This window comes from Catenibacterium mitsuokai, from assembly GCF_025148785.1.
Classification (GTDB): Bacteria; Bacillota_I; Bacilli_A; order Erysipelotrichales; family Coprobacillaceae; genus Catenibacterium; species Catenibacterium mitsuoka.
Genome location: NZ_CP102271.1, coordinates 2,579,520 through 2,592,234, shown reverse-complemented (window position 1 = coordinate 2,592,234; position 12,715 = coordinate 2,579,520). Strand labels below are relative to the sequence as shown.

Sequence of the window (12,715 nt, the reverse complement as noted above, 5' to 3'; positions counted from 1 at the left end):
AACAGTTATGAAAAAATATTATTTACAGGTTACTATCGATTCTAATTTGGATGCAAGTACAAAAGCTGTCCAGGATTGTAATAAGATTCTTCATCAGAATGGATTTGCACCTTTTGAAGTCAACCTTTATAAATCAGGAAATAAGTATATCAAGAAGGTACATAATTTTCTTGCCTTCAATCATTTAAATAAAATTGATGAAGGTGCGCTACTTGTCGTGCCTCACCCTCTTTATGTGAATAAGAGATATATTGATATCTTAGAAAAAGTAAAACAGAAAAAGCATATCAAGCTTGCATTTCTTATTCATGATTTAGACTCATTAAGAAAGTTATTCTTAAATGCACAGGATGATTTTGAATATATGGATCATAAGATGTATGACATCTCTGACTATATTATTGCGCATAATGATTCTATGATTGAATACTTAGTATCACAGGGGGTTGCAAGAGAAAAGATTCATAATCTTCATATCTTTGACTATTTATGTGATTCAAATAATACAATCAAGTTTGATCGTTCTGTGAGTATTGCAGGTAATTTAGATGAAAAGAAGAGTAATTATCTTGCTAAGTTAAAGGATATTAAAGCAGTACATTTTGATTTATATGGTGTTCATTTAAACGAAGAAATTCTTGCTTCTAATATCACTTATCATGGGGCTTTCCCACCTGATGAAATCAATAATCAGTTATATAGTGGTTTCGGTCTAGTATGGGATGGAAGTTCTATTGAGAGATGTGATGGTAATACAGGAGAGTATTTAAAATACAATAACCCTCATAAATTATCTTTATATTTAGTATCTGGTATTCCTGTTGTCATCTGGAAAGAAGCAGCAGAAGCTAAATTTGTAGAAGAATATGGCTTAGGTATTACAGTAAATTCTTTAGATGAACTTGGAGAAAAATTTGCGAGTCTAAGTGAAGAAGAATACTTTGAAATGGTAAAACGTGTGGCAGTCGTTTCTGAACGTCTTAAAAACGGTTATTACCTTACTCAGGCTATCAAAGAAATTGAAGAGGCATAATGCCTCTTTTTCTTCTTTAACTCTTACTATTTTTGAATTATAATAGTTGCGGTTTGTAACAAGGAAAGAGAGGTTTTGTATGAAAAAACAGAAATCACTTAAGTTGAATTTCATTATGAATGCATTACTTACAATGTCTTCATTCATATTCCCACTTATTACATTCCCATATGTATCGAGAGTATTAGGACCTACAGGAACAGGTCAGGTTAACTTTGCGACGTCATTGATTACTTATTTCTCTATGTTTGCACAGTTAGGTATTCCAACATATGGTATCAAAGTATGTGCACAAGTAAGAGATGATCATGAAAAATTAACAAGAACAACACAGGAATTACTAATTATTAATCTTGTCATGACCGTAGTCTCTTATATTGCGTTTATTATTGCGTTATTCACAGTACCAAAACTTGCATCTGATAAGATGTTGTATGTGATTACTAGTAGTACTATCTTACTTACTACAATAGGTATGGAATGGCTCTATAAAGCACTAGAACAATATACATATATCACTATCCGTTCTATTATCTTCAAGTTTATCGGACTTGTTGCAATGTTCATGTTAGTACGAACAAAAAACGACTATGTGATGTATGCGGGTATCACAGTATTTGCGGCGAGTGCTTCATTTATTCTTAACCTGTTGAATGCGCATAAGTATATTGGTCTCAAGCCAGTTGGACACTATAACTTTAAGAAGCATTTTAAGCCAGTTGCGATATTTTTTGCGATGAGCTGTGCAACAACTATCTATACGAACCTAGATTCAGTTATGTTGGGTTTCATGGCTACAAATGCGGATGTAGGTTACTATGGTGCAGCTGTCAAGATCAAGAATATTTTAGTATCCATTGTTACGTCATTAGGTACTGTATTACTTCCAAGAGCGGCTTATTATATTGAACATCAGCAGATGGATGAATTTAAGAAGTTGAGCAGAAAGGCATTAAACTTTGTATTTCTAGTCGCTTCACCAATGATGATTTATTTCATGCTTTTCGCAAAGCAGGGAATCTATTTCCTATCAGGTGATGCTTTTGGACCAGCCGTTGTGCCAATGCAGCTTATTATGCCTACCCTGCTTCTTATTGGTATTACAAATATCTTGGGTATTCAGATTCTTGTACCATTAGGATATGAAAAAGCTGTACTTGTATCAGAAATAGTTGGTGCAGTCATTGACTTAGTGGTTAATGCGTTATTGATTCCAGTGTATCAATCAAGTGGCGCAGCCATTGGTACATTACTTGCAGAATTTGCGGTTATGGTTGTTCAGTGCTTAGCCTTAAAGAACGAAATCAAATCAGCTTTTAGTGATATTAAATACTTAAAGATTATTCTTGCGATTGTAATTGCATCAATTGCATCATGTTGGGTAACAGTACTTAACCTTCATGTATTTATTACACTCGTTATTTCAGCTGTCCTATTCTTTGGTGTATATGGTGTTGTACTCATTATCATGAAAGAAAAGCTAGTGATTGAAATATTGACACAAATCTTTAATAAATTGAAACATAGAAGCGCATAATCTGCGCTTTTTGACTTATAAAACAATAAAGGTTATACTTTTATTGTAATGACTATTTAACATGAATGATGTAAAATGAATTATATTCATATGAAGGAGGAAATCAAAAATATGCCTGATAAACAGAGAATCGGTATTTTAGGAGCTGGTACCTGGGGTATGGCTCTTGCAAGAATGCTTGCTGATTGTGATAAGGAAGTTACAGTGTGGTCTGCACTTCCACAGGAAGTAGAACAATTAAGTACTACACATACACATCCGAAACTTCCTGGTGTGGATTTTCCTGAAACCATTCGTTATACAACAGATATAGAAGAAGCATGTACTGATCAGAATATTATTATGTTTGCAGTTCCTTCTATATTTGTAAGAAGCACAGCTGAGAAGGCTAAACCTTATATTAAAGACCATCAGATTATTGTGGATGTTGCGAAAGGTATTGAAGCAGATACATTCATGACCCTCACTGAAGTGATTGAAGATGTACTTGATAATGACACATTACATTTAGTTGCTTTATCTGGACCAACTCATGCCGAAGAAGTAGCAAGAGGATTACCTACTGCCATCGTATCTGCATGTAAGGATCTAGAAGCGGCTAAATATGTACAGAAGTTCTTCAGTAGTCCATTTATGCGTGTTTATACAAATAACGATGTAAAAGGAATTGAAATCTGTGGTGCATTAAAGAATATTATTGCGTTAGCTGCAGGTATTTCTGGAGGCTTAGGCTATGGAGATAATGCCCGTGCTGCTTTAATCACAAGAGGTCTTGCTGAAATGGAGAGACTGGGTGGTAGAATTGGATGTACACCACATACATTTAGTGGATTAACAGGTATGGGTGATTTAATTGTCACTTGTACAAGTGAATTTAGTAGAAACAACCAGGCAGGTCATTTGATTGGTGAAGGAAAGACACCAGCCGAAGCAGTGAAAGAAGTTGGCATGGTTGTAGAAGGAATTAATGCATTACCAGCAGCTGTTCAACTTGCGGAAACTTATAAAGTGGATATGCCTATTGTGATGACTGTCAATGAAATCGTTAATGAAGGCTTGAATCCAAAGGATGCAGTGAATGCATTATTACAGAGAGATTTAAAATCAGAAACACCTCTTCCATCTATTAATGATGTATTTGAAGAGTCAGTATTAAGAAAGACGAGGAAAAGTGGAATGAAGAGAGTTATTACTTATGGTACTTTTGACTTATTACATTATGGTCATATCAATCTATTAAGAAGAGCAAAAGAATTAGGTGATTACCTAATTGTTGGTTTATCAACAGATGAATTCAACTGGAATGAAAAACAGAAGAAATGTTATTTTACATATGAACAGAGAAAACAGCTACTTGAATCAGTAAGATATGTAGATTTAGTGATTCCTGAATGTGGATGGGATCAGAAACGTAAAGATGTTCATGAATATCACGTTGATACATTTGTTATGGGGGATGACTGGAAAGGTCAGTTTGATTTCTTAGAAGAAGAAGGCGCTGAAGTCGTTTATTTACCAAGAACTCCTGAAATCAGTACTACAAGAATCAAAAAAGACTTGAATAAATAGTCATAATTTAACTTGTGAATGAAAATGATATGTAATTTTTGTGTATTTATCCCGTTAAAGGTTTTCATTTTTTCATTTACGAGTATAATGACGAATGAACCCGAATATTAGGAGGTAGTTATGAAATTTATTACATCACGTGCCTTGATTCTAGGTATCCAGGCTGTTGTGAGTGCAGTGCTCGCATTCTTTGTGGTGAAGATTGGAATCTTACCAACAAAGTATTTAATGGCTGCATTTGCAGTACTTGTTGTATTATGGCTATTAATGTTATTGTTTACTAAGCCATCAAAGAAAAATAAAGTTGGAAGACCTTTAGTAGGTAAAATAGTTTCTCTTGTATTAAGTATCGCAATGGTTTTTGGTACGAGTAAGATCATCAAAGGTGACTCATTCCTTTCATCTCTTACTAATGTAGGTACTGAAACAACTACTTATTCTTTAATTGTACTAAAGAGTAGTGGTTATAAGACTGTTTCTTCATTAAAAGGTAAAACAATCGATTACTATACAAACGATAAAAAGAAAGCTATGGAAGTAAAAGATGAGTTACAGAAACAGATCAAATTCCATGGTAATGGAGAAGAAGATAACGCTAAGCTAGCATCAGATTTATATAGTGGTGATTGTGATGCAATTCTTTTAAATGAAAGTTATCGTGATTTAATCAAGGAAACATATAGTAACTTTGATTCAAAGACTAAAGTATTATGGCAGACTAAGCTCGTAGAAAAAGTTGAAAATACTGCATCTGATATTAACGTTACTAAGAAACCTTTCGTATGTTATATCAGTGGTGTTGACTCACGTGGCGGTGTAAATGAAAACAGCCGTTCAGATGTTAACTTATTAGTGACTGTTAATCCAAATAATGGTCAGATTTTAATGACAAGTATTCCAAGAGACTATTATGTAGAACTTGCAAACTGTGGTAAGAAAGATAAATTAACACATTCTGCTTTATATGGTGGTACAGATAACAGTGTAAAGACTATTGAAGACTTCTTAGATATCAATATTGATTTCTATGCAAGAGTTGATTTCCAGTCAGTTATTCAGTTAGTTGATGCACTTGGTGGTATTGATATTTATTCTGATAAGGCATTTATTCCATATACAGATCATGGTATTAAGATTCCTGAAGGTAATGTTCATATGAATGGTCGTATGGCACTTGCTTTCGCAAGAGAACGTTATACTTATAAGTCTGGTGACCAGCATAGAACTGAAAACCAGCAGGCTGTATTACAGGCTATTATCAAGAAAGCAGTATCTCCAAAGATTCTTACAAACTATAGTGAAATCTTAGATTCTATCAAAGATACATTCACTACAAATATGCCATCTTCAAGCATCAGAGCTTTAGTTAATAAGCAGTTAGATGACAATATCAAATGGGATTTCCAGAAATCATTCTTAAAGGGTGAAGGTGTTATCCAGACAGGTGGATATTCAATGCCTAAGACTAGATTATGGTATTGCATCCCAGATGAAGAAAGTATCAAATTAAATTCTAAGTATATCAACGCTATGTGTGATGGTAAGAAGATTGATACTGAAAAGAAAATCTTTGATGTAGAAAAAGCTGAAAAAGAAGCTAAAAAGAACGCAAAAGAAAATAACTAATTAAGAGACGGGGGCGGTTCATAGACAGCCCTCGTTTTATTTTGTGTTATGTGGTATTATTGAAGAGACGAAAGAAGGACATCAATATGAAATATGATTATCTAGTAGTAGGATCAGGTCTTTATGGTGCTGTTTTTGCCCATGAAGCAAATAAAAGAGGAAAGAAGGTTCTTGTCATTGATAAGAGACCTAACATTGCAGGAAATATCTATACTGAAGAAGTAGAAGGTATCAATGTACATAAGTATGGTGCACATATCTTCCATACAAATAATAAGGAAGTATGGCAGTATATCACTCAGTTTGCAGAGTTCAACAGATTCACAAACTCACCTGTTGCGAACTATAAGGGAGAACTTTATTCACTTCCATTCAACATGTATACATTCAATAAGATGTGGGGAGTAGTGACTCCAGAAGAAGCTGCTGCAAAGATTGAAGAACAGAGACAGGAAATCAAGGGAGAACCAAAGAACCTTGAAGAACAGGCTATCTCACTTGTAGGTAGAGATATCTATGAAAAGCTCATCAAAGGCTATACAGAAAAGCAGTGGGGAAGACCATGTACAGAACTTCCATCATTCATCATCAAGAGATTACCAGTAAGACTTACTTTTGATAATAACTACTTCAATGCGTTATATCAGGGTATTCCAATGGGTGGCTATACAAAGATGGTAGAAAACATGTTGGAAGGTATTGAAGTAAGATTGAATACAGATTACCTAGAAAACAAGGAAGAACTAGACAGCCTTGCAGATAAGGTTGTTTATACAGGACCTATTGATGCTTACTTCAACTATAAGCTAGGTACATTAGAATACAGATCAGTCAGATTTGAAACAGAAGTATTAGATAAGCCAAATTTCCAGGGAAATGCAGCAGTGAACTATACAGACGCAGAAACACCTTGGACAAGAATTATTGAACATAAATGGTTTGAATTCGGTACACAGCCTAAGACTGTCATCAGTAGAGAATACAGCTCTGAATGGAAACTAGGAGATGAACCATATTATCCAGTCAATGATGAAAAGAATGGTGCCTTATATGCAGAATATAAGAAGCTAGGCGAAGCAGAAACTAAAGTAATCTTTGGTGGAAGACTAGGAGAATATAAGTACTATGATATGGATGCAGTTATCGCAGCTGCGTTAGATAAAGTAAAAGAGGTATTTGAATAATGAAAAATTTAGTATCTATTATTATTCCTGTATATCGTGGAAATCCTGTATATTTTAATAAGACAATTGAAAGTTGTTTGAGTCAGATTTATAAAAATGTAGAAGTGATTATTATTGATAATGGGTTTAATGATGAATTACAGGATACATTGAATGAATTAAATACAAAAGAGAATGTGACAGTTATTAAGAATTCTAAGAGTGGTGTATGTTCAGGTAGAAACCTTGGTGTAAAGAATGCGAAAGGTGACTATATTATGTTTCTAGATGCAGATGACTGGATTGAAAGTAATGCCTGTAAAATACTTCTAAATCATGCAGTAGAAGCCGAGGCAGATTGTGTTATCTGTAACTATAGTAGAGATTATAGTGATCATAGTGAAAAGATGCTTCATTATATAAGAGATACAATGTATAGTGACTGGAAGGATTATTTAAAGGATCTTTTAAATGTTCAGGCTGGTGTAGGATTCTGTTGGGGAAAATTGATTAAAGCCTCTACTATTAAAGATGTATTATTAAATGAAGAATTGAGTCTTGCAGAAGATGCAGAATATTGTGCACGTGCTTCACAGAAATGGAATGTAATTGTGGGAGATGAGCATCCACTTGTTCATTATGTATTTAATGATCAGTCAGCTGTACGTAAGTTTGATACAGCTTATGCAGATAAGTTCCTCTTATCTATGAAAGCAGTAGAAGAAGATTTAAAAGATGTTATGGCAGAGGACAAGAATATAGAAACATTATTCTATAACTTTGTAAGTTATCATGTTTTACTTATTCTTGTGAATTACTGTGCACATCCACAAAATAAAGATCATGCGATGTCTTCTTTAAATACATTAATGAAGAATGATTTATTTAAACGTGCTGTAAAGAACTCTAACTACAATGGTATTTCTATTACACGTAAAGTACCATTATGGTTCTTAAAGCATAAGATGAATAGATTTGCATTACTTGTAGGACAAGTAAGACAGAAACAGTTCTCTAAGAGTAAATAAGGAGTATATTATGAAAGTACTTGTATTTGGAATTACAGATAATCCAGGTGGTATGGAAGCCGTAATTATGAATTACTATCGCCATCTAGATCGTACACGTGTACAATTTGATTTCTTATGTAATACTGAAATAGTCGCACATGAACAAGAGATATTAAGTTTAGGTGGAACTATTTATCGTATTCCTGCAAGAAGTAAAGATAAAAAAGCTTTTTCAAAGGCTTTGGATAACTTCTTTAAGACACATGCATCAGAATATAAAGCTATCTGGTTTAATACATGTTCTCTTGCGAATATTGATTATCTTAAGAAGGCTAAACAGTATGGTATCCCTACTCGTATTATTCATTGTCATAATGCAGCTAATGGTGATAGCTTCTTAAGAGGATGTCTTCATAAGTTCAATAGAACACAGATTAGAAAGTATGCAACAGATTTCTGGACATGTTCAGAAGATGCCAATGAATGGTTCTTTGGTAAGAATGCGGTATTACCTAACTATAAATTGATTAACAATGCGGTAGATGTGAATTTCTTTAAACCAAATGAAGAAATCAGACAATCTATCAGAGAAGAACTCAATGCAGGTGATAAGGTTGTATTGGGACATACAGGGAGATTCCATTTTCAAAAGAATCATCCTTACTTATTAAAGGTATTCAATGCATTGGATCATAAATATCCAGGTAAGTATATGTTGATACTTATTGGGGATGGTGAAGATAAAGAAACACTTAAAAACCAGGTCAAAGAATATGGTATTGAAGAAGATGTAAAGTTTTTAGGTATTAAGAGTAATGTGAGTGATTATATTCAGGCAATGGATCAATACATCTTCCCTTCTCGTTTTGAAGGGCTAAGTGTCGCATTATTAGAAGCAGAAGCCAATGGGTTACCATGCATGATCTCTGATACTATTTCTTTAGCCTCTATTGTGAATGATAATGTGAAGATGTTCCCTATTACGGATGAAGCAGTAGACAAGTGGGTAGAAGCAATCGAAGAAGCATCTCATCAATCTAAGCATTTTAATATTGAAGCATTTGAAAAACGTAATCTAGAAATAAATACAGAAGCGAAGAAGATGCAGGATTTCTTCTTATCTCTATAAAGCCTTCATTTATTGAAGGTTTTTTATTTGTATATATTTTTATACATAAATACGGCATTATTGTGTAATAATTGATGATTATTTATGTGATATTATGTTAATATGTTTTTTGGATTATATAAGAGGAAGGGAGATATATATGAACAAAAAGTTGTTTACAGGTTTTGTAAGTGCAGCTCTTGTTTGTTCAATGGGGATATCTGGTGTTAATGCAGTCACGCCAGCACCAGCTATGCTTAAGGACAATCAAGTAAGTGCCGCATCACTAAGTAAATCTATTTCTGATTACAAAAAGATCAATGGCATTAATGATCAGACTGTATTAGGTGCGGATTTTACTCATTACCAGCAGGACTTAGGATGGGGTAAGGCTTACTACAATTACAAGAGTGTAAAAATTAATAACCTATTTGAGTTTATGAAGGAACAAGGAATTAATACAATTTCTGTCAAGGTTGCGGTTAACCCAGATACATCTAGTGATGCATCTGCATGTTATACACTCGATAGTGCTATTAAAACAATTAAAGAAGCGAAGAAGGCAGGCTTAAAAACAAACATTACATTATTTTATTCTGATGATGTCACTTATGCGAATAGTCAGAATTTACCAGCAGGATGGACTAAGGATAATGTGGTAGAAAAAGCAACAGATTATACAAAAGAAGTACTTGATACTTTAAGTAAGAATGATGCTTTACCTACTATGATGACTATTGGAAATGAAGTGAATTATAACTTCCTTGGTTTAAGTGAAGATGGTGGATGGAACGGCTTTGTCGCAATGGCTGCTTTATCTGAACTTATTAATGAAAAAGGTGTTAAAACGGCTTTAAGTATTGCAACACCAGATAACGCAGAAGATGTTCAGTATGTAATTGAAAAGTTAGGTTATGCGAAAGTAAACTATGAGTATTTAGGAGTAAATCTTTATGCTGATCGCAGCAACATAAATGATTATGTGAAGACATTACGTACTACAGTAGAAGAAAAGGCATCTGATAAGCAGTTAATTGTATCTAATATTAAGTTCCCACGTGTGGATAATACAGATACAGCATCTAATGAAACACAGGCAGAAAGTACTTATAACTTATTGAGTGCTTCTATTGATGAGAGTAATGCAGGTGGATTAATTTATGATGAAGCTGAATATGTAGGAAGCTGGAATGGTTTCTTTAATGAACAGGGACTTGCACAGAATTCTCTTGCAGTATTTGGTTTTGCACAGGGCTGGAATGTAGATATTGATACATACAGAGACCCTTATGAATATGGTGATGATACTGGATTAAAGGAACAGAGAGTCACTTTTCATAAGATTTCTAATATGTCTGAATCTACAATCAGAGGTGTAGATATTGGATCATATATCGCACTTAAGAATGCAGGTGTTAAATATTATGATTATGATGGTAAAGAACAGCCATTAATGAAGATTCTTAAAGACAATGGTGTAAACTATATCCGTTTAAGAATATGGAATGATCCTTATAATGAAAAAGGTGAAACTTATGGTGGTGGAGACTGTACTGTAGAAAATGGTTTGAAGATTGGTGAAGAAGCTACAAAATATGGGATGAAAGTACTTGTAGACTTCCATTACTCAGATTTCTGGGCTGATCCTGCAAAACAGATTCTACCTAAAGCATGGCAGAAAGATGCGAATAATCCAGATAAGATGTGTGAAAACATCTATAGCTTTACTAAAGATACTTTACAGAAGTTTAAAGATGCTGGTGTTAATGTAGGTATGGTACAAGTTGGTAATGAAATTACCAAAGGTATGGCTGGTATTCATAATGCGGACAACAGTAAGTCTGTTTGGAAAAATGAAGCACAGTATACTATATTAGATCGTTATTTAAATGCAGGTTCTAAGGCAGTACGTGAAATCACTCCAGATGCTTTAATTACATTACATCTAGAATCACCTAATCGTTCTGCTTATTCTGCAATCATGGATGCATGGGATAAAGGAAATGTAGACTATGATGTATTAGGTTCTTCTTATTATCCATTCTGGTGGAATACAACAGATATGTTGAATGATGTAGAAACTCTTGCAAAAGAAAGAGGAAAACTATTTGCAGTTATGGAAACTTCATGGGTAAATAGCTATGAAGATGCTGATGGTACACCTAACTCAATTGGTGCGAGCTATAATCTTCATCAGTATGAAATAGGTCCTCAGGGTCAGGTTGATGAATTAACTGATATGTATAAGACCCTTACCTCACATGATAATGGTTTAGGTGGTTTCTATTGGGAACCAGCATGGATTCCAGTAAAAGCTGGATGGACTAACTGGCAGTATAATAAAGAAGCTGCTGATAAGTATGGTACTGGATGGGCTTCCAAGGGTGCTGTAGGTTATGCACCTGATAATGAAATGTACTATGATGGTCAACCTTCATGGGGTGGATCAAGCTGGGATAACCAGGGATTATTTGATATCCAGGGTAATGCATTGCATTCATTGAGATTCTATACTAATTCAGTTTCTTTAGGTAAAGTACAGACTACAAGAATTCATATTGTGAACAAGAAAAATGAAGTACTTAGAACTGAATTTGTGAATGTGAATGTTGGTGATACAAAGACTATTTCACTTCCAGGTATTTCTGGATATTCTGCACCAGATAAGAACTATAGCTATACAATTATTGGTGATACTGATGGAGTGAAGACTCTCTCAATCACTTATAATGTATCTAAAACAGCTAATCTTGTGAATAAAGATGGTGAATGGTACTTGATGCAGGATGATCAGGTTGTTCATAAGACAACTCTTGCACAGGTAAATGGAACTGGTACTTGGTATTATGTAGAAGATGGTAAGCTTAACTGGAATTATACTGGTTTAGTGAAATACTATAGCACTTGGTACTATGTACAAAATGGTGTGCTTCATTGGGATTACAATGGTTTAATCCAGCATAAGAATACTTGGTACTATATTGAAAATGGTAGAGTGAATGAAAACTATACAAACCTTGTGAAATACAATGGTTCATGGTTCTTTGTGAAGAACGGAAAAATCGACTGGTCTATCAATACTCTTTCACAGGTTGATGGAAAAGGTACTTGGTATAAAGTAACAGGTGGTAAGTTAGATTGGAATTTTACTGGTTTAGTCAATTATTTTGGTACTACATACTATATTCATAATGGTATACTTAATTGGGACTACAATGGTTTAGTACAGCATAAGAATACTTGGTACTATATTGAAAATGGTAGATTGAATAAGAATTATACAAACCTCGTAAAATACAATGGTACTTGGTATTTTGTGAAGAATGGACAGATTGATTGGTCAATCAATACTCTTTCACAGGTCAATGGAAAAGGTACTTGGTATTATGTAGATAATGCGAAGATTAATTGGCATTATACAGGTCTTACAAATTACTTTGGGACTTGGTATTATATCCAGAATGGTGTATTAGACTGGAATTATAATGGTTTAACTTATTATAATGGTACTTGGTACTATGTACAGAATGGTAGAATCAATTGGGATTATGAAGGTATTGTTTCTTATAATGGTAAGAAATATTATGTCACTAATGCGAAGATTGATTGGTCATTTACTGGAAAATATAAAAATTACAACATCAAGAATGGTGAAGTAAAATAAATGAA

8 protein-coding genes and 1 pseudogene are annotated in these 12,715 nt (G+C 33.9%); all 9 read left to right on the top strand.

Features of this window, described 5'->3' with window-relative positions; translation table 11 throughout:
- The first annotated feature begins 7 nt into the window (after window positions 1-7).
- The 9 genes and pseudogenes from NQ499_RS13280 (at window position 8) to NQ499_RS13240 (ending at window position 12,710) form a co-directional block, all read left to right on the top strand.
- A complete protein-coding gene (locus tag NQ499_RS13280) occupies window positions 8-1,033 on the top strand; it encodes a hypothetical protein (protein ID WP_040390146.1) in 1,026 nt (341 codons plus the stop codon).
- A 79-nt stretch (window positions 1,034-1,112) separates the two neighbouring features.
- Window positions 1,113-2,570: a flippase gene (locus NQ499_RS13275; protein ID WP_006506702.1), complete on the top strand. Its 1,458-nt coding sequence runs from the start codon at window positions 1,113-1,115 to the stop codon at window positions 2,568-2,570.
- A 75-nt stretch (window positions 2,571-2,645) separates the two neighbouring features.
- Window positions 2,646-3,668, top strand: a pseudogene (locus NQ499_RS13270) (NAD(P)H-dependent glycerol-3-phosphate dehydrogenase); the annotation flags it as partial.
- A 78-nt stretch (window positions 3,669-3,746) separates the two neighbouring features.
- On the top strand, window positions 3,747-4,139 hold the full coding sequence (tagD, locus tag NQ499_RS13265; protein ID WP_040390148.1) for a glycerol-3-phosphate cytidylyltransferase: 393 nt from the start codon (window positions 3,747-3,749) through the stop codon (window positions 4,137-4,139).
- Between the two features lie 120 nt (window positions 4,140-4,259).
- Window positions 4,260-5,765, top strand: a complete 1,506-nt coding sequence (locus NQ499_RS13260) for an LCP family glycopolymer transferase (RefSeq protein ID WP_006506704.1) — start codon at window positions 4,260-4,262, stop codon at window positions 5,763-5,765.
- An 86-nt stretch (window positions 5,766-5,851) separates the two neighbouring features.
- Window positions 5,852-6,949 (top strand): UDP-galactopyranose mutase, encoded by a 1,098-nt coding sequence (gene glf / locus NQ499_RS13255; RefSeq protein ID WP_259848549.1) that lies wholly within the window; start codon window positions 5,852-5,854, stop codon window positions 6,947-6,949.
- Window positions 6,949-7,956 (top strand): glycosyltransferase family 2 protein, encoded by a 1,008-nt coding sequence (locus tag NQ499_RS13250; RefSeq protein WP_006507176.1) that lies wholly within the window; start codon window positions 6,949-6,951, stop codon window positions 7,954-7,956. Before glf ends, NQ499_RS13250 begins: the two co-directional genes overlap by 1 nt.
- A gap of 10 nt (window positions 7,957-7,966) precedes the next feature.
- Window positions 7,967-9,067 carry a glycosyltransferase family 1 protein gene (locus tag NQ499_RS13245; protein WP_006507175.1) on the top strand — a complete coding sequence of 367 codons (1,101 nt, stop codon included), beginning with the start codon at window positions 7,967-7,969 and terminating at the stop codon, window positions 9,065-9,067.
- A gap of 139 nt (window positions 9,068-9,206) precedes the next feature.
- Window positions 9,207-12,710 (top strand): glycosyl hydrolase 53 family protein, encoded by a 3,504-nt coding sequence (locus tag NQ499_RS13240; RefSeq protein ID WP_006507174.1) that lies wholly within the window; start codon window positions 9,207-9,209, stop codon window positions 12,708-12,710.
- The last annotated feature ends 5 nt before the right edge of the window (window positions 12,711-12,715 follow it).